The 24,275-nt window shown below is 75.9% G+C and carries 23 protein-coding genes and 1 pseudogene; 8 read left to right on the plus strand and 16 right to left on the minus strand.

The genetic code is table 11. The annotated features are described in order from the left end of the window. Positions 1–51 precede the first annotated feature (51 nt). On the minus strand, positions 52–2,130 hold the full coding sequence (locus tag QPK52_RS04755) for a phage holin family protein (protein ID WP_410540204.1): 2,079 nt from the start codon (positions 2,128–2,130) through the stop codon (positions 52–54). A gap of 248 nt (positions 2,131–2,378) precedes the next feature. Here QPK52_RS04755 and QPK52_RS04760 point away from each other — a divergent pair, with 248 nt between their 5' ends. Together QPK52_RS04760 and QPK52_RS04765 are read left to right on the plus strand one after the other, a co-directional pair. Continuing rightward, complete coding sequence (locus QPK52_RS04760; RefSeq protein WP_410535765.1) at positions 2,379–3,155, plus strand: MBL fold metallo-hydrolase; 777 nt, start codon at positions 2,379–2,381, stop codon at positions 3,153–3,155. Continuing rightward, positions 3,155–3,787, plus strand: a complete 633-nt coding sequence (locus QPK52_RS04765; protein ID WP_410535767.1) for a DedA family protein — start codon at positions 3,155–3,157, stop codon at positions 3,785–3,787. The genes QPK52_RS04760 and QPK52_RS04765 overlap by 1 nt, the downstream gene beginning before the upstream one ends. A gap of 43 nt (positions 3,788–3,830) precedes the next feature. Here the strand turns inward: QPK52_RS04765 and QPK52_RS04770 are convergent, their stop codons facing one another. The 3 genes from QPK52_RS04770 to QPK52_RS04780 all read right to left on the minus strand — a co-directional run bounded on the left by QPK52_RS04770 (position 3,831) and on the right by QPK52_RS04780 (position 7,143). Then, entirely contained in the window at positions 3,831–4,886 is a 1,056-nt protein-coding gene (locus QPK52_RS04770) for an MBL fold metallo-hydrolase (protein ID WP_410535768.1), read from the minus strand. Further along, the gene (locus QPK52_RS04775) at positions 4,883–6,292 is read right to left on the minus strand and encodes a hypothetical protein (protein WP_410535770.1); all 1,410 of its coding nucleotides are present in this window, start codon (positions 6,290–6,292) and stop codon (positions 4,883–4,885) included. Before QPK52_RS04775 ends, QPK52_RS04770 begins: the two co-directional genes overlap by 4 nt. A gap of 95 nt (positions 6,293–6,387) precedes the next feature. Continuing rightward, complete coding sequence (locus tag QPK52_RS04780) at positions 6,388–7,143, minus strand: ANTAR domain-containing protein (protein WP_410535771.1); 756 nt, start codon at positions 7,141–7,143, stop codon at positions 6,388–6,390. A gap of 254 nt (positions 7,144–7,397) precedes the next feature. Here QPK52_RS04780 and QPK52_RS04785 point away from each other — a divergent pair, with 254 nt between their 5' ends. Further along, a complete protein-coding gene (locus QPK52_RS04785; RefSeq protein WP_410535773.1) occupies positions 7,398–8,558 on the plus strand; it encodes a PAS domain-containing protein in 1,161 nt (386 codons plus the stop codon). Between the two features lie 139 nt (positions 8,559–8,697). Here the strand turns inward: QPK52_RS04785 and QPK52_RS04790 are convergent, their stop codons facing one another. Next, entirely contained in the window at positions 8,698–9,567 is an 870-nt protein-coding gene (locus tag QPK52_RS04790; RefSeq protein ID WP_410535775.1) for a SigB/SigF/SigG family RNA polymerase sigma factor, read from the minus strand. Positions 9,568–9,804: 237 nt separating this feature from the next. Here QPK52_RS04790 and QPK52_RS04795 point away from each other — a divergent pair, with 237 nt between their 5' ends. Further along, entirely contained in the window at positions 9,805–10,776 is a 972-nt protein-coding gene (locus tag QPK52_RS04795; RefSeq protein ID WP_410535776.1) for a TIGR03557 family F420-dependent LLM class oxidoreductase, read from the plus strand. A gap of 157 nt (positions 10,777–10,933) precedes the next feature. Here the strand turns inward: QPK52_RS04795 and QPK52_RS04800 are convergent, their stop codons facing one another. Next, the gene (locus tag QPK52_RS04800; RefSeq protein WP_410535778.1) at positions 10,934–11,452 is read right to left on the minus strand and encodes a DUF402 domain-containing protein; all 519 of its coding nucleotides are present in this window, start codon (positions 11,450–11,452) and stop codon (positions 10,934–10,936) included. A gap of 621 nt (positions 11,453–12,073) precedes the next feature. Beyond that, a complete protein-coding gene (locus QPK52_RS04805) occupies positions 12,074–12,337 on the minus strand; it encodes a DUF6158 family protein (protein WP_410535779.1) in 264 nt (87 codons plus the stop codon). Between the two features lie 216 nt (positions 12,338–12,553). Here QPK52_RS04805 and QPK52_RS04810 point away from each other — a divergent pair, with 216 nt between their 5' ends. The 3 genes and pseudogenes from QPK52_RS04810 (at position 12,554) to QPK52_RS04820 (ending at position 14,677) form a co-directional block, all read left to right on the plus strand. Then, positions 12,554–13,753, plus strand: a complete 1,200-nt coding sequence (locus tag QPK52_RS04810) for a Vms1/Ankzf1 family peptidyl-tRNA hydrolase (protein WP_410535780.1) — start codon at positions 12,554–12,556, stop codon at positions 13,751–13,753. A 91-nt stretch (positions 13,754–13,844) separates the two neighbouring features. Next, a pseudogene (locus QPK52_RS04815) lies at positions 13,845–14,114 on the plus strand (methyltransferase domain-containing protein); the annotation flags it as partial. A 218-nt stretch (positions 14,115–14,332) separates the two neighbouring features. Further along, positions 14,333–14,677 (plus strand): VOC family protein, encoded by a 345-nt coding sequence (locus tag QPK52_RS04820; RefSeq protein WP_093660001.1) that lies wholly within the window; start codon positions 14,333–14,335, stop codon positions 14,675–14,677. Positions 14,678–14,850: 173 nt separating this feature from the next. Here QPK52_RS04820 and QPK52_RS04825 read toward each other — a convergent pair whose 3' ends face one another. The 5 genes from QPK52_RS04825 to QPK52_RS04845 form a co-directional block, all read right to left on the minus strand. Further along, a complete protein-coding gene (locus tag QPK52_RS04825) occupies positions 14,851–15,774 on the minus strand; it encodes an NADP-dependent oxidoreductase (RefSeq protein WP_410535781.1) in 924 nt (307 codons plus the stop codon). An 81-nt stretch (positions 15,775–15,855) separates the two neighbouring features. Next, a complete protein-coding gene (locus QPK52_RS04830; protein ID WP_410535782.1) occupies positions 15,856–16,086 on the minus strand; it encodes a DUF1049 domain-containing protein in 231 nt (76 codons plus the stop codon). A 47-nt stretch (positions 16,087–16,133) separates the two neighbouring features. Continuing rightward, on the minus strand, positions 16,134–16,778 hold the full coding sequence (locus QPK52_RS04835) for a 4'-phosphopantetheinyl transferase family protein (RefSeq protein ID WP_410535783.1): 645 nt from the start codon (positions 16,776–16,778) through the stop codon (positions 16,134–16,136). A gap of 28 nt (positions 16,779–16,806) precedes the next feature. Then, positions 16,807–17,514 carry a class I SAM-dependent methyltransferase gene (locus tag QPK52_RS04840; RefSeq protein WP_410535784.1) on the minus strand — a complete coding sequence of 236 codons (708 nt, stop codon included), beginning with the start codon at positions 17,512–17,514 and terminating at the stop codon, positions 16,807–16,809. A gap of 43 nt (positions 17,515–17,557) precedes the next feature. Further along, entirely contained in the window at positions 17,558–17,692 is a 135-nt protein-coding gene (locus QPK52_RS04845) for a hypothetical protein (RefSeq protein WP_410535785.1), read from the minus strand. Positions 17,693–18,029: 337 nt separating this feature from the next. Here QPK52_RS04845 and QPK52_RS04850 point away from each other — a divergent pair, with 337 nt between their 5' ends. Then, the gene (locus QPK52_RS04850; protein WP_410535787.1) at positions 18,030–18,974 is read left to right on the plus strand and encodes an aminoglycoside phosphotransferase family protein; all 945 of its coding nucleotides are present in this window, start codon (positions 18,030–18,032) and stop codon (positions 18,972–18,974) included. 65 nt (positions 18,975–19,039) lie between these two features. Here the strand turns inward: QPK52_RS04850 and QPK52_RS04855 are convergent, their stop codons facing one another. The 4 genes from QPK52_RS04855 to QPK52_RS04870 all read right to left on the minus strand — a co-directional run bounded on the left by QPK52_RS04855 (position 19,040) and on the right by QPK52_RS04870 (position 24,258). After that, positions 19,040–19,996 carry an LD-carboxypeptidase gene (locus tag QPK52_RS04855; RefSeq protein WP_410535788.1) on the minus strand — a complete coding sequence of 319 codons (957 nt, stop codon included), beginning with the start codon at positions 19,994–19,996 and terminating at the stop codon, positions 19,040–19,042. Next, positions 19,993–22,017, minus strand: coding sequence for a prolyl oligopeptidase family serine peptidase (locus QPK52_RS04860; protein WP_410535789.1), 2,025 nt, complete (start codon positions 22,015–22,017; stop codon positions 19,993–19,995). Before QPK52_RS04860 ends, QPK52_RS04855 begins: the two co-directional genes overlap by 4 nt. Before the next feature lie 83 nt (positions 22,018–22,100). After that, complete coding sequence (locus QPK52_RS04865; protein ID WP_410535790.1) at positions 22,101–23,429, minus strand: M20/M25/M40 family metallo-hydrolase; 1,329 nt, start codon at positions 23,427–23,429, stop codon at positions 22,101–22,103. Next, positions 23,422–24,258, minus strand: coding sequence for a M55 family metallopeptidase (locus QPK52_RS04870; RefSeq protein ID WP_093660017.1), 837 nt, complete (start codon positions 24,256–24,258; stop codon positions 23,422–23,424). Before QPK52_RS04870 ends, QPK52_RS04865 begins: the two co-directional genes overlap by 8 nt. Positions 24,259–24,275 lie beyond the last annotated feature (17 nt).

Genomic DNA, 24,275 nt, shown 5'->3' on the forward strand with positions numbered 1-24,275 from the left:
GATCTCCCGGATGGACAGCGGGCGGTGCTGGGGGGTTGCTGTCCGTACAGGTCAGCGCAGGTGCGCGCGGGCCGGGACGAAGGGCGTGGTCACCGCCTGGGCGGCCTCCGCCTCGCGCAGCCAGCCGCGCAGCACCCGGTGGATCTGCTCGGCGCCGACCGGTTCGCCGTCCGCGTCCGGCGGGGACAGCAGACGCGGGTAGAGCAGGAACGCCCGGGACTGCTCACCTCCCAGGCCCCCGTGGGAACCGATCTGCTCCTCGAAGGCGTGGACGGCGCCGGTGGTCCGGTCGAGGGCCGAGTTGACCATGATGTCGGCGGCGTGCGGGAAGCGCGCGGTGCGCCGTACGAGCGCGGCGGCCCGCGGCCCGTAGGGCTCCAGGGGGTCGGCCCGGACGATCTCGCCGGTGTCCAGGCGGTGTTCGCTGTCGCCGGGGCCGAGTACCACCGGCCCGTGGCGCTCGGTGTCCACCAGCAGGAAGCCGATGCCGGGGTGGTTGGCGAGGGTGCGCAGCAGGGCGGGGTGGCGGCGGTCGATCTCCTCTCGGGTGGCCCTCCCGGGGATGCCGGGGAAGGAGATCAGTCCGAGGTTGCCCGAGCCGAGCACCACCGGGTCGGAGGTGGGGGCGGGCCAGTGGGGCTCGGCGCCGTGTCCGTCCTCGGGCCGGTGCAGGGCGGCGCGTGCGGCGGCGCGGGCCTCGGCGCCGCTGGCCGAGTGCCTGGCCCGCCGGGAGACCGGCAGCCCGCATCCGGCGCGGACCAGGTCCTCCAGGGTCAGCCCGTAGTGGGAGGCGAAGGTCTCCCCGGGGCTCTGCCCGTGGTCGGACAGGAGCACCAGGCGGTAGGGCCGGGGTGCCTGGGCGGCGACCTTGGCGATCAGGCCGACGGACCGGTCCAGCCTCCGCAGTACCTGATGGGTGTCGCGGCTGCGCGGCCCGGAGTGGTGGGCCACCTCGTCGTAGGCGACGAGGTCGGCGTAGACGGCGGTGCGCCCGTTGAGGATGTCGCCGAGGACGGAGGCGACCACCACGTCCCGCTGGACGACGGTGGCGAAGGCCCGGATGAACGGGTAGAGCCCGCCGCGCGGCACCCGCGGGCTGTCCCCGCGCAGCCTGGCGCGGGTGGACTGGACGATCTCGCGGACCACCTCGGCGACGAAGGAGGCGGCCGTGCGGGTGGCGTTGGCCGGGTCGGAGAAGTACGCGAAGTACCCGGCGCGCGACCGGTTGTGCCGACCGCGCCGGGCGGAGACGGAGAGCACCAGGGCGGCCTGGGCGGCTCCGCCGCTGAAGAGGTTGCCGCGGCTGGCGCCGTCGTGGGCGAGCAGTCCGGGCTCGCCGCTGTGTTCGGCGGCGCGGCGCTGGAGCCGGGCGGCGCTGGAGGGCCGGTTGCTGATCACCACCTCGCCGGTCTCCTTCTCGTACCAGCGGAAGGCGGGCACGTCCTCGTTGGAGCCGTGCAGGATGCCGAGCTGGCTGGCGCCGGTCTGGCTGGACCAGTCGGTGTGCCAGGGGACGAGGCGGTGGGTGTCGCGGAGCATGGCGGCGATGACCGGCATCAGCGGCTCGCCGCCGGCCGGGGCGGTGGTCGCGTCGCGCAGTACGTCGTAGCCGATCCCGTCGAGCTGCAGGAAGACGGTGCCGGGGGTGGCCGGTGTCAGCCAGCGTCCCGAGCGGCGCCAGCGGCGGTCGGCGAGCCGGGCCAGACGCCGCCGGTAGGCCCGGTCGTCGCGGACGGCCAGGAAGGTGTTGGCCGCCGAGGAGGCGGCGGACATCGCGGCGGCGACGACCACGGCGGTCTGCGGGCCGGCCTCGCCCCGGTAGTCGGGCAGGAGGGCGAGCGCCAGCAGCAGCAGCGAGCCGTTGAGGAAGAACACCAGCAGGCCCAGTACCAGGGCGGGCACCAGCAGCAGGGCTCTGACCAGCAGGGGCCACACCAGGGCGCTGAGCAGGCCGAAGGCGCCGGCCCCGAGGGCGGCGGTGATCCCGACGCTGGTGGCGCTGTCGCCGTCGGCGGACTGGAGCCGGAAGTCGGGGAGCACGGCGGCCAGCACCAGCATGGTGAGGGTGCTCACCGCCCACACCACCAGGACGCGCAGCACCGCGCCGCCCGCCCTGCGCCAGGCCGCCATCCGCACGCCGTCCGCCCTTCCTCCTCCGGGGCCCGGGACCGGCCCCCGCCGTCCGCCTTCTCCGCGCCGGGCACGTCCATGCGTCCGCGCGCCGGCAACCGCCGCACCCTGCCCGGCACGTCCCACTTTTCCACAGTGGCTCCCCCGGCCGGGGGCGTGCCCGGTCTCCTGGCGAAGGCTCCCGGAAGCACGGGGGCGGGATGAGAGGATCGGTACGGGGAAGGGGCGAGCGGACGGGAGGAGGGCCGGTGCCTGCGGAGATCACCTGGTGGGGCCATGCCACGGCGACGGTGCGCGACTGCGGGGTGACGGTGCTCACCGACCCGGTGTTCGTCCGGCGGCTGGCCCATCTGCGCAGGCGGCGCGGACAGCCGCCGCCGGAGTCGGCGGCGCGGGTGGATCTGGTGGTGGTCTCCCATCTGCACGCCGACCATCTGCACCTGCCCTCCCTGGCCCGTCTGGCGCCCGGCACCCGTGTGGTGGTGCCGCGCGGCGCGCTCGCCTCGGTGGCGGGGCTGCGGCGGCTGGCGGGGCGGCTGCGGATCGAGGAGGTGGACGTGGGCGAGCGTGTGCGGGCCAAGGACGTGGCCGTCCGCGCGGTGCCCGCGGAGCACGACGGGCGGCGGCTGCCCTACGGGCCGCGCCTGGCGCCCGCCCTGGGCTATGTGGTCGAGGGGGAGTCCAGAACGTACTTCGCCGGGGACACCGGGCTGTTCGACTCCATGGCGGAGGAGGTCGGCCCCGTCGACGCGGCGCTGCTGCCGGTGGGCGGCTGGGGACCGAAGCTGGGCGACGGGCACATGAACGCGCGCCGGGCCGCCGAGGCGCTGGCCCGGCTGGGGGCGCCGCTGGCGGTGCCGGTGCACTACGGGACGTACTGGCCGATCGGTCTGGACGCGGTCCGGCCGCACGAGTTCCACTCCCCCGGCGACGAGTTCGCGCGGCTGGCGGCGCGCTCGGCCCCCGCCGCGGCGGTGCACCTGCTGGGGCACGGCGAGAGCGTACGGCTGGAGGCGGCGGGGTGATGGAGGCGCTGCTCGGCGCGGTGCGGGAGATACCGGCGCAGGTGGCGCCCGGCGCGGTGGGCTACCCGTCGCTGTTCCTGCTGGTGGCGTTCGGCGCGCTGGTGCCGGTGGTGCCGACGGGGGCGCTGGTCAGCGCGGCGTCGGCGGTGGCGTTCCACCGCAGTCCTCCGGCCCTTCCCCTGCTGCTGGTGTTCGCCGTCGCGGCGCTGGCCGCGTTCCTGGGCGATCTGCTGCTGTACTGGCTCGGGCAGCGCGGCGGCCGCTCCAGGAGCGGGTCGCGCTGGCTGGAGCGGATGCGCGAGCGGGCCGAGCCGGACCGGCTGGAGGCCGCGCGGCGGAAGCTGGACGAGCACGGCGTGACGGTGCTGGTCGTCTCCCGGCTGGTGCCCGCCGGCCGGATCCCGGTGATGGTGGCCTGCCTGCTGTCGCGGGTGCCGGTGCGGCGGTTCGTGCGCGGTGCCGCACCGGCCTGCCTGGTGTGGACGGCGACCTACCAGGTGATCGGGGTCCTGGGCGGTTCGCTGTTCCCCGAGCCGTGGCAGGGCGTGGCCGCGGCGGTCGGCCTGACGCTGCTGGTCGGCGCGGCGCCCTCGGCGTGGCGGTGGCTGCGCCCGGTGCAGGTCCCGCGGTAGGGCGCGGGCACGGGGGCCGGTGCGGGCCGGGGGGGCGGTCCGGTCAGTCCAGGATTCTGGAGGCCCCGACCGGCATGTCCCACAGGTCCTCGCGCGGGCGGCCCGCCGCGGCCCACGCGGCCCGTACCCGGCTCAGCGGCTCCAGCGGGGGCTCGGCCGAGAGCAGGAAGGTGGCCCAGTGCATGGGGGCCATACGGCGGGCGCCGAGATCCAGGCAGGCCTGTACGGCCTCCTCCGGGTCGGTGTGCACCGGGCGGAGCATCCGGCGCGGCGCGTAGGCGCCGATCGGCAGCAGGGCGAGGTCGATACCGGGGTAGCGGTGGCCGATCTCGCCGAACCAGTGGCCGTACCCGGTGTCGCCGGCGAAGTGGATCCGCTGCCCGTGGCGGTCGGTGAGCACCCAGCCGCCCCACAGCGAGCGGCAGGTGTCGGTGAGGGTGCGCCGGGACCAGTGGTGGGCGGGCACGAAGTCGAAGCGGACGGCGCCGCCGCCCGGTGAGGGCAGTTCGGCCGCCTCCCACCAGTCCAGCTCGGTGACGCAGGTGAAGCGGCGCCTGCGGCACCAGGCGCCGAGCCCGGCGGGTACGAACAGCGGGGTGTCGCGCGGCAGGCGCCTGAGGGTGGGGGCGTCGAGGTGGTCGTAGTGGTTGTGGGAGATCACCACGGCGTCGACGCGCGGCAGGTCCTCCCAGGGGACCCCGACCGGGGTGACCCGCGCCGGGGTGCCCAGGATACGGCGGGACCAGACGGGGTCGGTCAGTACGGTGAGGCCGCCGATGCGCACCACCCAGCTGGCGTGCCCGGCCCAGGTGACGGCGGCGGTGTCGGCGTCGACGGGCGGCAGGGGGGCCGGTTCGCAGGGCAGCAGGGGGATCTCGCTCAGCGTCTCGGGGTCGGGGCGCGTGCTGCCCTCCCTGGCTATGCGGGACAGGGAGCGCAGGCCGGGCAGGGGTTCGGTGAGCCGGTGGGCGAAGTTGCCCGGCCAGGTGCGCCGCTCGCCCAGGGGGCGGGGCGCGGGCAGGGCGGGAGGCCGCCGGGGGGAGCCGGCGGCGGGGGCGTCGAGCACGGCCTGGGCGGGCTTCTCCGTCTGTTCGGTCATGCGGGGCTCCCATCTGCGTCCGGGGACTTCACGGGGTGGAAGGCCGCCGGACCGCCGGCCGTCAGCTCCCGCAGGGCCGTCTCCAGCGACGCCCGCGCCCCCGCGGGGCCGGCGGCGGCCGACGTGCCTGCGGCCGGCACGTCGGTGGCCGGCACGTCGGTGGCCGGCACATCGGTGGCCGACACGCCGGTGGACAGCCGCACCCGCAGGGCGCGCGGATCGTCGCCGAAGCGGTGGCCGCCCAGGGCGCACGGCCCCAGCCGCCGCACCAGTTCCGCCTCCAGCCGGAGGGCGTCCTCGATGCCGCGGGCGGCCAGCGCGGGGCGCAGCGCCTCGAAGTCGGGGTAGAGGTGGCGTCCGGCGTGCGGCGGCCGGCAGACCGCGCCGGCGGCGGTCAGGACCTGATGGAGCGCGGCGGCGCGTGCCGCGTGGGCGCGGTTGCCGACGGCGCGGTGCTCGCGCAGCGGTTCCGCCTCGCCCAGCGCCTCGGCGGCGGCGGTGACGTCGCGGCCGCGGGGGCGTGCGCGCAGGGCGGCCAGGACCGCGCGGGCGCGCTCGCCCAGTTCCCGCCCGCGCCCGGTGGCCGGCAGCCGGGCCACGCCCGTGGCGGTGCCCGGCCGGAAGGCGTACTCCGGGTCGGCGCCGAGGTCGACGAGGACCACGACGCAGTCGTGGTCCCCGCCCTCGTCGGTGGCGCCGGGCGAGCGGCCGTACGCGCCCCGCACCCCGTGGGGGGCGCGGGCGCGGAGGGTGTGGGCGGCGTGGACGGTGTGGGCGTGGGTGCCGGCGCCGGTGTGGCGGGCCGGACGGTGCAGGATCTCGGCGGGGCTGACGATCACCGTGTCGTGGGGATCGTGGGAGGTGTCGCGCCAGCTCTCGTCGCTGATGATCAGCAGGTCCTCCTGGACTGCCGCCTCGCACACCTCGTGCAGCAGCTCGGGCGGTGCGGCCGTCCCGGTCAGCCCGTCGGCCACGGACAGCAGCAGCACCCGCGGGTCGCCGCCGGCCGCGCGGGCCCGGCCCACGGTCTCCAGCAGCGCGAAGGGGTCGGGCACCCCGCCGCACTCGGCGGGTACGGGCACGGGGTGCAGCGGCCGGCCCAGCAGCCGGGCCTGGTCGGCGTGCCAGGCCGGGCCCGGGCGGGGCAGCACCACTCCACCGCCGTCCTGCCTCCCGCCTGGTTCGGTCTCGGGCTCGGCCGCGGCGAGCAGCGCCAGCAGGAGCAGGGGCGCGGTGGGGGCCGCCACGACCTGTCCGGGCTCGGTGGGCAGGCCGCGCCGCCCCCAGTACCCGCAGGCCGCCTCGGCCACGGCGCCGTACGCGGCGTGGCCGTCCCCGGTGTCCCGGGTGCCGCGCGGGTCCGGTGCGGGCACGGCCGCGGGGCCGTCGGGTCGGGTCTGCTGCATCCGTGCCTCCGCCGTGTCCGGGGACGGCCCGCCGGCCGCCCCTGCCTGGTTCCGCTCCTGGTCGTCGCTGCGCTCCGGCCCCGCCGCCGGGCGGGTCAGGGCCGCCGGGCCCGCTCCCGGAACCGCCGCAGCTCCTGCTCCAGGCCGTGGCCCCGGGTGCGCACCAGGGCACCGGCCAGGTCGGAGAGCTTGCGGTTGGTGTGCTGCGAGATCCCGCGCAGCAGGGCGAACGCCTCCTCCGCGTCGCAGCCGAGCACGTACATCACGATTCCGCACGCCTGGTCGACGACGGGTCTGCTGCGCAGCGCGCCCCTGAGCTGCTCGGTCTCCACCAGCGCCGCACGGTGGCGGCGGTCGCGGGCCAGTCCGGTGGCGGCCAGGTCGCCCAGGAGCGCCGCCGGACAGCGGACGGTCTCCTCCAGCGGGCGCGGCCGGAAGCCGTGGACGGTGACGGTGAGGGTGAGGCCGTCCCGGCGGTACGGCAGGGCGGCGCCGGAGCGCAGCCCCATCTCCAGCGCCCGGGCGCGGTAGCCGGGCCAGCGGTCGTCCAGCAGCAGATCGTCGGAGCCGGCGGGGCGTCCGGTGCGCAGGGCCTGCGGCACGGGGCCGTCCCCGTCCTCCCACTGGACGGCGATGAGCGCGGACAGGTCCGGATGGGTGACGGCCGTGGTTCCCTCGGCCGGGTCGCCGCCGGTGTGGGCGGTGGCGGTGGCGCCGCAGCAGCCTGGGGTGGAGTGGACGACCTGTTCGGCCAGCCGGGCGAGGCTCCGGGCGGGCGAGGCGGCGTCGAGCTCCGGCTCCGGCCGGGTCGGAGCGGACTCGAACGGCATCGCATCGCATCGGTCCGGCATGGCGCTGTCCGGTCCTTTCCCTGTTCTCCGGCCGGTTCCGGCCGGTCGTCGAACGTCCGGTTCCGAGAGATCGGCTGCCCCGCACGACGACCGGGAAACGGCCGGCGCGACCGGCCGCCCGGGCGGGCACGGGCCGCCCGGGATCACTCCCGCGCGCCCTCTCCCGCCACCATCATCCCAACAAAGAGTGATGAGTAATATTTTTTCCGTGCGACCGGCGAGACCTCCGGCTGCCCGCGGGTTACGTTGAGTACATGGCGCAGGCGGAGGAGTTCGGGACCGAGCTGGCGGACTTCCGCCGACGGGTGGAGGAACTGCGGTCGGCGCGTGCTCTGCCCGAGGCCGACCGGCTGCCCGCCCTGGAGGCCGCCCTCCTGGAACTCCGGTACGCGGCCGAGGTGCTGTGGCCGCGCTTCGAGGAGCTGGCCGCCGAACGGGACCGCGGCGGCCGGGAGGAGCACCACGAGCACCGGCTGCTGCGCACCCTGTTCCAGCGGCTGCCGGTGGCGGTGGCCCTGCTGGACCGGGACGCGGTGGTGCGGCGGTGCAACCCCGCCGCCGGGCAGTTGCTGGGAGTGCGTGCCGGGTACGCCACCGGGCGGGCGCTGACCGGTTCCCTGGCCCACGACTCCCGGGCGGCCTTCCGCTCCCAGGTGGCCGCCGTCGCCCGCGGCGAGGGCGACCGCGGCCTGACCGTCCGCCTGCCGGGCCCCCCGGAGCGGTCCCGGCAGGGCGGCGGCACGCTGCGGGCCACCCTGACGGCGCTGCACCCCCCGCACGAGCCGGGCACGATCGTCCTCGCCGTCCTCCAGCCCGCCGGGCCCGGCGCCCACGCAGGCGCGGGCCCCGCCGGGCCGCTGCCGGCCGCGGAGAGCCGGACGCCCCGCCCCGACCTGTCCGAGGCCGCCCGCGGCGCCGAACTGATGGACCTGCTGGACGGGACGACGACGGCGCTGCTCGCGGCGGACTCCCCCAAGGAGGTGCCGCAGCGGGTGGCGGAGGTGCTCTACGGCCGGTTCGCCGACTGGGTGGTCGTCGACGCCGCCGTGCCCGGCGGCGCGCTGCGCCGGGCCGCCGTCCTGGCCCCGGCCGGACGGCTGCGCGACACGGTCGCCGAGCAGGATCCGTCCTCCTGGCCGCCGGTGGTGGAGGCGGTGCGGCACGGCGGCACGTCGCTGCGGGTGCGTCCGGAGGATCCCGGGCTCCTGGGCCGGGACGCCGCCGGGACCCCCGTCCTGGTACGGGCCGAGGTCGGCTCGCTGCTGTGCGTGCCGCTGTCCGACGGCACGGAGGGCCCGGTGCTCGGCGCGCTGACGCTGCTGCGCACCGGTGGCCGCCGGGCCTTCGGGCTGGCGGAGGCCGGCGCCGTGGAGCGGATCGCACGGCACATCGCCCTGGCGCTGCGCGGTCTGTGAGGCGCTCCGCGAGCCGGGCCGCGGAACGCCGGGCGCGTCCGGCGTGCCGGGCATGCGTCCGCCGTACCCGCGCGGCCTGGGCGGGTACGGCGGACGCCGGAGGTGCGGAGGGTCCGCCACCGGTCCGGCCGGCGACGCGTCAGGCGGCCCGGGAGCCCGCGTAGGCGCGCTCGCGTTCGCGCTCCCTCTCCGGGGCGGCCTGCTCCCGCTCCAGATCCGCCTCGACCTCGGCGTGCAGGCGGTTGCAGGTGCGGCTGATCAGCCGGGAGACGTGCATCTGGGAGATGCCGAGCTGCTCGGCGATCCGGCTCTGGGTCATGTCGCAGAAGAAGCGCAGGTAGAGGATCTTGCGCTCGCGCTCGGGCAGGTTGCGCAGCCGGGGCTTGAGCGACTCGCGGTAGACGACGAGGTCGAAGCCGGGCTCGGCGCTGCCGAGGGTGTCCACCAGCGCGTAGCCGTCGTCGGCGCCGGGCAGCTCCGCGTCCAGGGAGAGGGTGCTGTAGCTCTCCAGGGCCTCGGAGCCGATGCGCACCTCCTCCTCCGTCAGGCCGCTGTGTTCCGCTATCTCCCTGATGCCGGGGGTGCGGCCGTCGAGGGAGTGGCTGAGCTGGCGGCTGGAGGCGCGTACGCGGTTGCGCAGCTCCTGCACCCGGCGAGGCACGTGCAGGCCCCACATGTGGTCGCGGAAGTGCCGCTTGATCTCGCCGACGATGGTCGGCACCGCGAAGCTCTCGAACGCGCTGCCGCGCGCCGGATCGTAGCGGGTGACCGCCTTCACCAGGCCCAGGGCGGCCACCTGCTCCAGGTCCTCCAGGGACTCGCCGCGGTTGCGGAAGTGCCGGGCGAGGCGCTCGGCCATCGGCATCCAGGCCCGCACGACCCGCTGCCGCAGCTCCTCTCGCTCCGGGCCGTCCGGAAGCTCGGCGATGCGCTGGAACTCGGCGGTGGTGTCAGGGGCGTCGTCGTGCGGGTGCCGCGCGTGCTTTGCTCGTGCTCGTACGGGGGTCATGTGCGGTCTCTCCCGAACTGTGGACTGTGGCTCTGTGGGGATTACCGCGGGACCGGGCACAGGGGGGACCGGGGCTGAAGCACCCGGGGGGGGGAATGTCACCGCTCCCGCGGATGTGCCTGCGGTCCGAAGCACGAGGGTTCGGATGCCCGGGGCCCACCCCTTCAAACGATGTTTTTCACACCGGCACCCGGTTACCCGGTGCCCGCACCGGCGCACCTGTGGAGGACCTCTTCGATGACCGAGTACGGCTACTTCCTGGCCTGCGAGGACCACGGACCGAACGAGCTGGTGGAACAGGCCCGAATGGCCGAGCAGGCGGGTTTCACCTCGCTGTGGATCTCCGACCACTACCACCCCTGGAACGGCGTCCAGGGACACAGTCCGTTCGTGTGGTCCGTCATCGGCGCGATCTCCCGGGCCACCTCGCTGCCCGTCCAGACGGCGGTCACCTGCCCGACCGTGCGCCTCCACCCGGCGGTGGTCGCCCAGGCCGCCGCCACCAGCGCGGTGATGCTGGACGGCCGCTTCCGGCTGGGCGTGGGCACCGGCGAGGCGCTCAACGAGCACATCCTGGGCGACCGCTGGCCCCAGGCGTCGGTGCGGATGGAGATGCTGGAGGAGGCCATCGGCGTCATCCGGCGCCTGCTGACCGGCGAGGAGGTCAGCCACCACGGCAGGCACTACACCGTGGAGAACGCCCGGCTGTACGACGTGCCCGACGAGCCGGTGCCGATCGACGTCTCCGGCTTCGGCCCGGCCGCCATCGAACTGGCCGGGCGGGTGGGCGACGGGTTCATCACCACCATGCCCGACGTGGAGGGCCTGGAGCGCTTCCGCCGCAGCGGCGGGGGCCGCGGCTCCGGGCAGGGCCCGGCCTTCGCGGGGACGAAGGTCTGCTACGGCACCGACCGCGACGAGGCCGTGCGCACCGTCCACCACCGCTGGCCCAACATGTTCCTGCCCGGCGAGCTGGGGCAGATCCTGCCCACCCCCGCCCACTTCGAGCAGGCCTCGCGACTGGTGACCGAGGATGCGGTGGCCGGCTCCGGGCTGCCGTGCGGGGACGACCCCGACGAGCACGTACGCGCCCTGCGGGAGTTCGCCGACTCCGGGTTCGACGTGGTGCACGTCAACCAGATCGGCCCCGATCTGCGGGGCTTCTTCGACTTCTACCGGACCGACGTCCTGCCGCGGCTGAAGGACTGACCGGGCGACCGCCGGGCCGGCGGCCCGGGAGGGCGCGGGAACCGGCGGCGGGCGGGCCCCATGGACGGGGGCGCGGAGAGGGTGCGGCTCTCCGCGCCCCCTTCGCCCGCCCCGGGCCCCGGCCAGGGGCCGCACCGGACCCCCGCGAAGACCGGGATCAGCTCAGCAGGGCGTCGAAACCACCCTCGTGGACGAGCCGTTCGAGCTCGTCCAGCGCACGGCGGGCCCTGCCGGCCGTCTCCGGATCGCTCTCGGGCAGCCCGCTCTCGGCGAACTCGTCCTCGTCCAGGCGCAGCACGGCGGACCGGTCGGACGACACCCACAGGTCCAGTTCCAGGTCCCATGTGGTCAGCGTGCTCCCCGCGACGGCGGCGGGGCGGGTGACGTCGCAGTACCAGCCCTTGAGGGCGCCGTCCGGGCCGCGCACCTCCTTCACCGAGAACCAGCGGTCGCGCCAGTAGTGCTCGGTGAACACGTCGCCGCTCTCGAAGCGCACGAAGCCGAAGTCCCGCACCGGCGGGCCGGCCCAGGGCGCCCGCACGACGGCGTGGACGCCGTCGTCGCGCTCCACCGTCGCCGGGTAACGGACCTGCCGGCCCCGGGACTTGAGCAGGACGACGGTCACCGTGCCGCCTGGCGGCAGGGGGGTTCCGGGGCGGGGGCGCGGATCGCTCATGGGCCCACCCTCCCCGACGCGCGAACGGGGCGCACCCGGTTTTCGGGTGCGCCGCTGGTGTGGTCGCGCGGCGGCGCTACCGCCCTTCGCCGGCCGCTCCCCCGCCGTCCGTCCCGTGCGCCTCCTCGTCCGCTTCCGGGCGGCTGCGGGGCCTGGTGCCGCCGACGGGCCCCGGCGGGCGGGACCCTGGGCGGGGTCGCGGGCCGGCCCGGGACCCCGCCGGGGATCAGGTCCGCGGCCGAGACGCGCTCCTCGCGCCCGCTGCCGCCGCGCGTACCGCGCTCGTCGCGCTCGTCTCGCCCGCCGTGCTCGTGCGCTTCGCCGCCCATGCGTTCCGCGTGCCCGGGGGCGGCGGGCCCTGACGGCCTTGCCGGCGGCCACGGGTACCGCCCGGAAAAGGGCGGTACCCGGGTTCGGGAGCGGCTCCGGGCACGGTCCCTGACCTCCGTGCCCGGAGCCTTCTCACTCCCCCACAGGGCCGCTCGCTCGGCCGCGGTCCGGGTGCCCCCGCCCCCGGTGGGCAAACACCCGCTCACCCGGCCGTCACGGGGTCGCCACCATGCCGCCACCGCACCGCCGCCGCACCGCCGCCGCAACCGGCCCGCTCCGCCGGAGCGTTCCTCACTCGGTGCGCGCCCGGGCGCCCTCCCTCGTCCGGCCCGCCGAGACGGCCCGGTCGGGGTGGCGCCGCAGGTACTCGCCCTCCAGCTCGGCGGTGCGCCGGGTGTGCGCGGCGAGCGCGTCCGACGAGCCGTGCAGCAGGGTGTCGTGGCGGGTCCGGTGCAGGGACTCCAGCTCCTCGATCAGCTCGGTCTCGGACAGCTTCTCCGGGTCGACTCCCATGCCCATGGTCCGATCGCCTCCTTGGTCGGCGCTCTCCGTCATCGTCCTGTGTCTTTTGCACCGGTTCGGGTACCCGAAAACCGGCGATTCCAAGGAGGGAGCCAGTGACTCCGCTCCCCCGCCCGGAGGGGGAGCCTCCGCCCCGAAGGCTGCGGTCCGGTCCGAACCGGTCCCTTGCGGGAGAAAAGGAAGTCACCACAAGCCAGGGAAGCGATTCCCCCACCGGCCGGAACCGGTGGTCCCCTCGTTAGGAGACTGATGGAACTCGGATTCCTGAGCCCGATCTTCGACCGTCCCGGCCCCTGGGCCTCGGTCTACTTCGACACCTCGTGGAGGACCGAGGACGCGGCCGCCCGCCACGAACTCGCCGCCCGCGAGGTCCACGATCTGCTCAAGAGCCAGGGAGCGGACGAGCGCACCCGCAAGGCGGTGTACGACGCCCTCCTGGCGCTGCCGCGCAGTTCGGCCTCGCCGGGGCGGGCGCTGTTCGCCACCGCGGGCGAGGTGGTGCTCGACCCGGCGCTGGCCCGGGTGCCCGGCGGCGGCCCGCACGCCACCTGGGGGCCGCTGCCGCACACCACGCCACTGCTGGAGCTGATGGACACAGCCCCCACCTGCCTGCTGGCCCGCATCGACCGCACCGGTGCGGACCTGGAGCTGCGGGGTTCGTTCGGCAGGCGCGAGGCCGGCCAGATCCAGGGGGAGGACTGGCCGATGCACCGCACCCCGAACGCCGACTGGTCCGAGCGGCGGTTCCAGAACTCGGTGGAGAACACCTGGGAGCACAACGCCGCCCTCATCGCCGAGAGCCTGAGGACACGCCAGGCCGAGACGGGCGCGGAGGTGCTGGTCCTGGCCGGCGACACCCGCGAGTGCCACGCCGTGCACGACCGGCTGGCCCCGGAGTTCCGGGGCACGGCCGTCATCGCCGAGCACGGGGTGCGCGCACCGGGCCGCAACGCGGCGGCCGGCGAGGAGAAGCTGGAGAAGGAGGTGGAGGCGGCCCGCGCCTCCCACGCGCACCGCCACATCGCCGAGGCCATGGAGCGGTTCCAGGCCGGGCGGGTGCCGACCGACGACGGAAGGGTGGGCGCCGCCGAGGGGGTGCCCGCGCTGGTGGACGCCGCCCGCGAGCACCGCATCTCCACCCTGCTGGTCCGCCCCGACGGGCCCGATCTGCACCGCGAGGTGTGGGTGGGCGACGAGCCCGACCAGGTGGCGGTGCGCCGCACCGACATGCAGTACCTGGGCGAGACCCGTCCCGTCAGCGCCCGCGCGGACGACGCGCTGCTGCGGTCGGCGGTGGCGACCGGCGCCGAGGTGATCTCCGTGGGGCCGCTCGCGGAGGAGCCCGGCACCCCCGAGGGGCTGCCGGTGGGCGGGCTCGGCGCGCTGCTGCGCTGGCCCTACGGCGGGCCTCCGGCGGAGGGCTCGACCGGCGGCTCGGCCCCGTCGTAGAGCACCGGGACGGCGGGCCGCCCGCACCGCTTGGTTCCATATTCCGGAACAGTTCTGCTCACGTGGCAAGACAACGCGGCACGGTGCGCGCATGCCGGGACCGGACGCCGTGTACACCCACGGCCACCACGAGTCCGTTCTGCGCTCCCACCGGCGGCGCACCGCCGCCAATACCGCCGCCCACCTCCTGCCCGCCCTCGCCTCGGGCCCGTCGGTGCTGGACGTGGGCCGCGGCCCGGGCGCCGTCACCGCGGATCTGGCCGCCCTGGTCGCGCCCGGGGAGGTGGTGGGCGTGGACCGGGCCGAGGACGTACTGGCCGAGGCCCGGTCCACCGCCTCCGCCCGCGGTCTGGGAGCCGTCGAGGGCGGGCACACGGACCGGGCGGGGCTGGAGCGGATCGCCGCCGCCCGGCACGAGTGGGGCGGGCGCCCCGGCGGATGGTTCTCGGTCTCGCACGGGGAGATCCTGTGCCGGGCCTGAGGCGGTCCTGACACGGATCCGGCGCGGCCCTGAGCCGGGACGGGATGCCCGGCGGGGCGCGCCTGACTCCGTACGCGCTCCCAACTAGGCTCCCCCGCATGGAGATTCTGGGTACTGCGCTGCGCGTGTGTGTCGACGACCTGGACGCGGCGGCGGGCGTGTACGAGCGGCTCACCGGTGCCGAGGCCATGCGGTTCGCGCAGGGCCCCGTCTCGGCGGCCGCGGTCGGCCCCTTCCTGCTGATGAGCGGCCCGCCCGGGCCGATGGAGGTCCTCAGCAAGGTCACCGCCACGCTGGCGGTGCGGGACGTGGAGGAGGCGGCGGCAGACCTCCGGGCCGTCGGGGCCGAGATCATCGCCGGCCCGCAGTCCACCCCGATCGGCCGGAACCTGGTGGCCCGCCACCCCGACGGCTCGGTCTTCGAGTACGTCGACCGCCGGTAGGCGGGCGAAGAGAGGCAGCCCGCCGGTAGGCGGGCGAAGAGAAGCAGCCCGCCGGTAGGCGGGCGAAGAGAAGAGTCCGCCGGTAGGCGGGCGAAGGGCGAAGAGAGGCAGCCCGCCGGTAGGCGGACGGGAGGGGAGCCCGCCTACCGGCGGGCTCACCCCGGGAAGCCGCGTCAGGAGACGTCGATGACTACCTTCCCCCTGGTCCGCCCGGACTGGCTGAGCCGCCACGCCTCGGCGGTCTCGGCCAGCGGCACCGCACGGTCGACGCCGACCGTCAGCTTCCCGGCGTCGGCCAGGTCCGCCAGGGCGGCGAGGTCGGCCGGATCGGGCCTTACGAACAGGTAGTGGCCGCCCTTGGCCATCACCTCGGCGTCGACGACCGACAGCACCCGCGTGGAGTCCTTGAGCACCTGCTGCGACACGTCGATCGACTCGCCGCCGACGAAGTCGAAGGCCGCGTCCACACCGCCGGGCGCCAGTTCGCGCACCCGGTCGGCCAGCCCCTCGCCGTAGACGACCGGCTCGGCTCCCAGTTCCCGCAGGAAGTCGTGGTTGCGCTCGCTTGCCGTGCCGATGACCCGCGCACCCCACGCGGCCGCGATCTGCACCCCCAGCGAGCCGACGCCGCCGGCCGCGGCGTGGATCAGCACGGTGTCGCCCTCGCCCACGCCCAGCCGCTTCAGCGACTGGTACGCGGTGAGCCCCGCCAGCGGCAGTCCCGCCGCCTGCTGCCAGCTCAGCGCGGCGGGCCTGCGGGCCAGGGTGCGCACGGGCGCGGCGACCAGCTCGGCGTAGGTGCCGTTCTGCGCCCAGTCCTTGCGGACGTACCCGATCACCTCGTCGCCGGGGGCGAGCTCCTTCGCGTCCGGGCCGGTCCGCTCCACCACGCCTGCCACGTCCCAGCCGGGCACCAGCGGGAAGTGGGCGTCGAGGACCGGGTCGAGGTAGCCCGCCCCGACCTTCCAGTCCACCGGGTTCACCCCGGCCGCCTTCACCCGTACCAGGACCGCGTCGGGCCCCACCTTGGGTTCGGGCAGGTCGGTGAGGGTCAGGTCGTCGGGTCCGCCGTACTCGTTCAGAACGATTGCCTTCATACCCCGCACAACTTCCCCGCCCGAGAAGATCATTCCCCCGTCCGCCCGGCAGGCGCGCGAACGGCGGCACCGCGCCGCCCGCTATCTGCGCCGCACCAGGTACATCCCGGACAGCAGCCCGATCACACCGGGGATCAGCAGCGCCACCCACAGCGGCATGGTGACGATCGGGACCAGCAGCCTGATCTCGGTCCGCGCGGTGTTCTGGAAGACGAAGACCAGGGTGGCGGCCAGCAGCAGCAGTACCAGCACCCTGCCCGGGGACGGAAAGCCGCGCGCGCCCCCGTCGCGCGTTCTCCTGTGTGTGCTCATGCCACCACCATGGGCGCGGGGGCCGCGGCCCGCCCGGCGGGCCGTCCCTAGGGGGTGCCCTCCTCCCCCGTACGGGGGAGGGCGAGCGCCACGGCCGCCGCGTAGCCCTCGGGCGCGGCCACGTCCGCGAGCTCCCAGCCGGGGATCCCGGCAGGGGTCGCGAGGCTGCCGACGTAGGTGGCGCCCGGGTCCTCGCCCAGGCCGGCGCCGGTGCCCTTGAGGTACGCCTCCTTCCGCGTCCAGCAGCGGGCGAAGGCGGCCGGGCGGTCGGCCGGTGCCAGCCTGCCGATCTCGGCGCGCTCGCGCGGGTGGAGGGCGGAGACGGTCTCCGCGACGACAGCGGCCGTGGGGTACGCCTCCACGTCGGCGCCGACGGGAGCGCCGTCCAGGGCGATCAGCACCACGTCGCCGGCGTGCGACAGCGAGAAGTGCACCGGGTTGCCGGGCACGGCCGGGCGGCCGTGCGGTCCGCCGCACAGCGGGCACGGCTCGCGGGTGAGGGGGACGGCGGCGGGGTCGGTGCCCAGGACCGCGGCCAGTTCCAGACGCAGGGCCGTGTGGGCGACCCGGTAGCGGTCCCGGTCGGCCTCCCGGACGAACGCCGCGCAGCGGGCGCGTTCCTCCTCGGACAGCACCGCCCCGTCGCGTACGCCGGCCGCGTGCTCGGACACGCGCAGTACGTGCAGCTTCAACCCGCCTCCTTGGGTGTCGCGCCGCCCGTCAGGGACGTCTGACGCAGGTGTAGGCGCCGAAGAGGCGCCTTTCGTACTCCGCCTCCACTATCTCGAACCCGGCGGCTTCCAGCATCGGTTCCAGCAGCCAGCGGAAGGTGCTGTACTCGGTGCGCAGGTGCTCGGCGTAGTCCCGGCGGGTGTAGCCGAGCGCGGGATCGCCGGCCGCGCCCGCCATCCACTCCTCCAGCACCTGCCCGGCCTCATCCGGCCGGAAGTCGAAGACGAGGTCGCGCAGGCGGAGCACACCGCCGGGCCGCAGTGTGCGGGCGATGCGCTCCAGCGCCAGCGCCTTGAAGAAGTCGGGCAGCTGGTGGAGGGCGTGCCGGGTGTGCACGGCGTCGGCGGGCGGCCCGGTGTGCTCGTAGGTGAGGAAGCCGGCCCGGACGCACTCCAGGTTCGCCGCCGCCTCCCGCCCGGCCCGCGCCCGCAGGTGGTCCAGCATCGCGGGCGAGACGTCCACGGCCACCACCCGGGTGAACTCACGGGCCGCGGCCAGCGCGAACCGCCCGGTCCCGGCGCCCAGATCGACCACGGCGGCGTCCCTCCCCACACCGTGGCGGCGCAGCGCGTCGATGTCCGGCGCCGGGTCGGGGTGCCCCTGCTTGCGGTCGAACCCGGCCACGAAGGCGGGGTCCAGGTGCTCGGGACCGGCATGGGCGAGTTCGTCGATCATCCAGGGCTCGGCGGCGGTCATGGACCGATCGTGGCATGCGGCGCGTACGGTCCGCCCCGGGTTTTCAGCGCGGCCCGCCGGGCGCGTGGCGGGCGGTGTGCTCGGCGAAGGGCGCGATGCCCACCTCGGCGCGCAGGGCGTCCACCCGGGCGGGGCCGGGGTCGGCGCACGGCCAGGGGACGGGGGCGCCGTCGCGCACGCCCGCGATCTGTCCCGCCCCCTGCCGCCCGCCGCCGGTTCAGGCGGTGAGGCCGCCGTCAACGGCGATGGAGGCACCGGTGATGTACCGGCCCCGGGCGCCGGCCGGATGCGCCACCGCCGCCGCGATCTCCTCGGGCCGCCCGTGGCGGTCCAGTGCCGTCAGCCCGCTCCGGTACTCCGCGTCCGGCCCGTCGGCGGGGTTCCTCCCGGTGTCGGCCGGGCCCGGGTGGGCATGGATCGATCCTGGCGCGGCACGGCCCGGGAGTCCGGCGGCGTTCGGACGTCGCGTTCGGTGGTGGGGGCGGCGGGGCGGCGGCCCGCCTATGCTCGCCCCCATGACGCCCGCCGACCTGGTGCCGCCCGGCCTGCCCGTGGTGAGGACCGTCTCCGGTTACCCGGGCGGGCCCGAGTGGCTGGGCCGACTGCCCGCCCTGATCGGGGAGTTGGCCGAGCGGTGGGAGCTGGTGCCCGGTGAGCCGTTCGCCGGGGGCAGCGTCTCGTGGGTGGCGCCGGTGCGGCGCGCGGACGGCTCCGACGCGGTGCTCAAGGTGAGCTGGCCGCACCGGGAGGCGGCCGGGGAGGGCGAGGCCCTGCGGCTGTGGGACGGTCGGGGCGCGGTGCGGCTGTACGAGCACGACGCCGGGCGGTACGCGCTGCTGCTGGAGCGCTGCGCACCGGGCACCGAGCTGGGCCGGGCCGCGGAACTGCCCGCCGAGGAGCGGCTGCTGGCCGGGGCGGAGGTGCTGCGCGAGCTGTGGAGCACGCCCGTTCCGCCGGATGCGGGGCTGGAGACGGTGGCGGAGGTGACCGCCGGGTGGGCGGACCTGGCCGAGGGGCGGATGGCACGGCTGCGGCCCGCCGGCTTCGATCCGGCCCTGGTGGCGCTGGGGGTGCGGCTGCTGCGCGAGCTGCCGGGGACGGCCGCCCGCGAGGCGGTGGTGCACGGCGACCTCAACCCCGGCAACGTCCTGTCCGCCGGACGGCGGCCCTGGCTGGCGATCGACGCCAAGCCGATGACCGGCGATCCGCTGTACGACCCCTGGCCGCTGGTCGAGCAGATCGGCTACGCCTTCGGGCGGCCCGTCCCGCGTGACGTGGTCGCCGCACGGTGCTCGCTGGTGGCCGGCGCGCTCGGCGAGGACGCGGGACGGCTGATGGCGTGGGCGGTGGCGCGGCGCGTGGAGTCGGCGCTGTGGGCCGTGGCCGAGGGCGGCGACCTGGAGGCGGGCACGGCGATGATGGCCCAGGTGCGCACCCTGGCGGACCTCGCGGGGCTTTGAGCCGCGAGGCCCGGCGGGAGAGCGGGGCGCCGCTCGGGCCGGGCGCCGCTCGGGCCGGGCGCCGCTCAGACCAGGGCGGGCTCCTCGAGCGTGAGCGTGCGCGCGTCGGCGTCCAGGGTGGCACGGACCCCGAGCGGCAGGGTCAGGGTCGCCGGGCCGTGTCCGAAACCCAGCTCCTCCACCACCGGCACCCCCAGCGGGGCGAGCCGGTCCAGCAGCACCTCGCGGACCCTCTCGTACGGGCCGCAGTCGTGCCAGGAGCCGAGCACCACGCCCGCCACACCGTCCAGTTCGCCGGAGCGCAGCAGATGGGTGAGGTAGCCGTCGAGGCGGTACGGCGGCTCGCCGACGTCCTCCAGCAGCAGGATGCCGCCGTCCGGGCGGGCGCCGTCCCGCCCCGGCACGCCGGCCTGGGCGGCCAGCAGCGACAGGCAGCCGCCGTAGGTGGTGCCGGACGCCCGGCCGGGCACCAGTGTGCGGGCGGCCGGGGAGGTGATCCGCGTGACCGTCTCCGGGGCGAAGAGGGTGGCGCGCAGATGCTCCTGGGTGGGGCCGTCCTTGAGGAAGGAGACGGTGGCGGGCATCGGGCCGTGCAGGGTGGCCAGGCCCAGCCGGGTCGCGAACGCCTCGTGCAGCACGGTCAGGTCGCTGTAGCCGACGAAGGGCTTGGGGCCGGCCGCGCGCATCGCGTCCCAGTCGGCCAGGTCCACCATCCGCTGCACGCCGTAGCCGCCGCGGGCGGCGAGGACGGCCGCGACGGACGGGTCGCACCAGGCCTCGGTCAGGTCGCGGGCGCGGTCGGCGTCGGTGCCGGCCAGGTGGTCCAGGCGCGGGTGGACGTCCAGGACGTGCGGCATGACCTGCGGGTCCAGGTCCCAGCCGCGCAGTACGTCCACCCCGGCGTCCAGCCGCTCGCGCTCCACCGGTCCGCTGGGCGCCACGATCGCCACCCGGTCGCCGGGGCGCAGCCGCCGGGGCCGGGTGAGGGCGGGGCGCGGTGGTGAGGGGGATGCAGATGTCACGTGGTGAGCTCCAGCCTGGGGACGTCCGGCCGGTCGAAGCCGAAGACCTGCGCGTACAGGGAGAGTTCGGCCTCCACGGCCCGGGTGATGGTCTCCGCCCTGCGGAAGCCGTGGCTCTCGCCCTCGAAGGCGAGGTAGGCGTGCGGCACTCCGCGCCCGGCGACCTCGGCCAGGAAGCGGTCGCACTGGGCGGGCGGGCAGATCACGTCGTCCAGGCCCTGGAGCAGCAGGAAGGGGGCGGTGACGCGGTCGGCGTGGTGGACGGGCGAGCGGTCGCGGTAGCGCTCGGGGTGCTCCTCGGCGCGGCCGACGAGGGAGACCAGGTACTGCGACTCGAAGTCGTGCGTCTCGCCGGTCGCCCAGCCGGCCAGGTCGAGGATGGGGTAGCTGATGGTCCCGCAGGCGTACAGGCCCTCGGTCAGCGGCGAGGTGAGGGAGACGGCGGTGGTCCAGCCGCCCGCGCTGCCGCCGCGTATGGCCAGCCGGGCGGGGTCGGCGGTGCCCTCGGCGGCCAGGGCGCGGGCGACGGCGGCGCAGTCCTCGACGTCGACCACGCCCCAGCGCTCCCGCAGCCGGTCGCGGTAGGCGCGGCCGTAGCCCGCCGAGCCGCCGTAGTTCACCTCCGCCACGCCGATGCCGCGCGAGGTGAAGTAGGCGATCTCCAGGTCCAGTACGAGGGGCGCCCGCCCGGTGGGCCCGCCGTGGGCCCACACCACGTACGGCGGCAGTTCGCCGTCGGGGGCGACGGCGGCGGGGTGGCGCGGGGGGTACAGGTGGGCGTGGATCTCGCGGCCGTCCGGGCCGGTGAAGACGCGCTCGGCGGGTTCGGGGTAGTAGGCCGGGTCGACCAGGTCGCTGTGGGCGGAGCCGACGACCAGGGCGTGGCCGGTGCGGGTGTCCAGCTCCACGACCTCGTAGGCGCTGCGCGGGCTCGCGGCGATGCCGATGACGCGGGTGCCCGCGGCGGCCAGGGCCGGGGCCCACTCCGTCCACGGGCCGGGGGCGTCGGCCAGTTCGCCGGTGGCCGGGTCCAGGATGCCCAGGCGCAGGGAGCCGCGGCCGTGCAGGACGGCGACCGTGCCGTCCTCCAGCGGCTGGAACCACTGGTGGCCGATCTTCCACAGCGGTCCGCCGAACTCCTCCTCGCGCGGGCACAGGGGGGTGGCCGCGCCCGCGGCGCCCGTCCCGTCGGCGGCAGCGGCGTCCAGTCGGTACAGGTTCCACCAGCCGCTCGCGTCGCCGCTGTACAGCAGCGAGCCGTCCGCCGCCCAGTCGGCCTGCGCCACCGACTCCCGGGCGCCGCCGGCGACGGCGCGGACGTTGTCGAAGGAGCCCTCGGCGGTGACGTCGGCCAGGCGGACGACCGTGCCGTCCCAGGGCATCCGGGGGTGGTCCCACACCAGCCACGCCGCCCGCCGCCCGTCCGGGGAGAGGCGGGGGCCGGTGGTGAAGCGGTCGGCGTCGCCGGTCAGTTCGCGGATCCGGGAGCGGTCGGAGGCCGCCGAGCCGTCCAGGGGCACGGCCGCGATCACCCGGCGCACGTCGGTGGGCCGCTGCCCGGTGAACTCCTCCAGCACGCACCACACCTCGCCCCGCTCCGGCAGCACCACCGGGTCGGCCCAGCGCAGGCCCTCGCCGACCGCCGAGACGGGGGTGAGGGGACGCGGCTCGGCTCGGGGGGCGTCCGGTTCGAAGGCGTACATCCGCTGGTCGGCGTGGTGGACGAAGACGACCAGCGGCCCGCCCTCCGCGCGCGCGGCCCCGGCCCAGGGGCGCCCGCCGTACTCGATCACCCGGCTGCGGACGTTCCACGGCTCGGGCAGCACCGACTCGGCGGGGCCGGTTCCGTCCGGGCGCAGCCTCATCAGCGCCCGCCGGCCGCCCTCGGCGGGGCGGGGCTCGGTCCACCACACCTCGGCACCGACGGTGCCCGCGTACTCGGGGTGGCCGTCGTGCGCGGCGACCAGGCGGGCGTCGATCGGGGACTCCCAGGTGCCGTACGGGGTGGTGGCGTACGTCATCGTGCGCGGCTCCTCGCGGGCTCGGCGGGTTCTTCGGGGAAGGCAGGGGGCGGTGGGGCGTCGGGCCGGAGGCGGGCCCGGGCTCAGAGGGTGAACAGGGCGCGGTCCATGACCCGGACGCCGAAGTGGAGGGCGTCCACGGGGACGCGCTCGTCGACGCCGTGGAACATCGCCTGGTAGTTCAGCCCCTCGGGCAGCCTCAGCGGGGTGAAGCCGTAGCCCACGATGCCCAGCTCCGCGAACTGCTTGGCGTCGGTGCCGCCGGTCATGCAGAACGGGATGACGTGGGCGTCGGGGTCGAAGTGCTCCAGGGACTCGCGCAGCACGGCGAAGGTGCGCGAGTCGACCGGCGCCTGGAGGGCCGGGCCGCGGTGGTAGAACCTCCAGTCCACGTCCGGGCCGGTGAGTTCGTCGATGGTGGCGGTGAACTCCTCCTCGGTGCCGGGGAGCATCCGCCCGTCCACATGCGCCTCGGCGGTGCCGGGAATGACGTTGATCTTGTAACCGGCCTTGAGGCCGGTGGGGTTGGTGCTGTTGCGCACGGTGGCCTCGACCAGCTTGGCGGACGGGCCCAGCTTGGCCAGCAGGGCGTCCACGTCGAAGTCGGGGGCGTCGAAGTCGGGGGCGTCCAGCCCGTTGAGGCGGGACAGCTCGGTGAGGGCGGCGCGCACCGTCTTCGACAGCCGCACCGGCCAGTCGTGCTCGCCGATGCGGTGCACCGCGGCGGCCAGCCGGCTCACCGCGTTGGCGCGGTTGACCTTGGAGCCGTGCCCGGCCCGGCCGGTGGCGGTCAGCTCCATCCAGGCGGTGCCGCGCTCGCCCGCCGCGATCGGGTAGAGCTGCAGGCCGCCGCCGGCGTGGAAGGTGTAGGCGCCGGACTCGCTTATGCCCTCGGTGCAGCCCTCGAACAGCTCGGGGTGCTCGCGGGCGAGGAAGTCCGCGCCGTACTGGCCGGTGTCCTCCTCGTCGGCGGTGAAGGCGAGGACGATGTCACGGCGGGGGCGCACCCCGGCCCTGGCCCAGGCGCGGACGACGGAGAGGACCATCGCGTCGGCGTTCTTCATGTCGACCGCGCCGCGGCCCCAGACCACGCCGTCGCGGACCTCGCCGGAGAAGGGGTGGACGGTCCAGTCGGCGGGCTCGGCGGGCACCACGTCCAGGTGGCCGTGGACGAGCAGCGCGTCGGCGGAGGGGTCGGTGCCCTCGATGCGGGCGACGACGTTGGTGCGGCCGCGGACCTTCTCCAGCACCACCGGCTCGATCCCGGCGTCGGACAGCTTCCCGGCGACGTACTCGGCGGCCTTCCGCTCGGTGCCGTCGCCGTTGCCGAGGTTGACGGAGTCGATGCGGATCAGCTCCGAGGTGAAGGCGACCGCCTCGTCGAGTGCCTGGTTGTCGATGCGCTCAGCCATACTGCTCCTCCACTGCGGCAGAGACGACGGTGGTGACCGCCTTGAAGGTGCGGATCCCCTCGTACATGGACGGCGATGTGTACGCCACCCGGCGCTCACCCGTCTGCTCCACGCCGGGCACGACGGTGGCCGCGCCGGCCAGGTGCTCGGCGTCGAACTCGATCTCGACCGTGCGGGGCCGGGGCCCGGTGGGCTCGTGGCGCACCGCCAGGGCGACCGCCTCCTTCGCCGCCGCGCGGATGTCGGCGGCGGTGCGGGCGGGGGTGCGGCAGACGGCGGCGTAGCGGGAGACGTAGTCCTTGACGGCGACGCCGCGCGCGGCGGGGGCGTAGCCGCGTGCGTCGTCGCAGGTGCGGTCGTCGCCGGTGACCAGGACGACGGGGACGCCGTACTCGGCCACCACCGCGGCGTTCAGGCGGCCCTCGCTGGCCCGCTCGCCGTCCAGCCACACGCCGGTGAGGGAGTTGGCGAGGTAGGTGTGGGCCAGGACGCCCTCGGCTCCGGCGCCCGTGTGGTAGCCGACGAAGGCGATGCCGTCGACGTCGCCGTGCTGGACGCCCTCGACCATGCTGAGCGACTTGTGGCGGCCGGTGAGCATCTGGGCGCGGTCGTCCAGCTTCTCCAGCAGCAGGTTGCGCATGGTCCAGTGCGCCTCGTTGACCAGCACCTCGTCCGCGCCGCCGTCGAGGAAACCGGCGATCGCCGCGTTCACGTCGGAGGTGAACATCGGACGGCAGCGCTCCCACTGCGGGGTCCCCGGCAGGACGTCGGCGGGCCAGGTCACCCCCGTGGCGCCCTCCATGTCGGCGCTGATCAGGATCTTCGTCATGGAAGGCCACGTTACGC

Origin of the sequence: Streptomyces sp. KL2 (assembly GCF_046529545.1) — a bacterium.
GTDB lineage: Bacteria > Actinomycetota > Actinomycetes > Streptomycetales > Streptomycetaceae > Streptomyces > Streptomyces radiopugnans.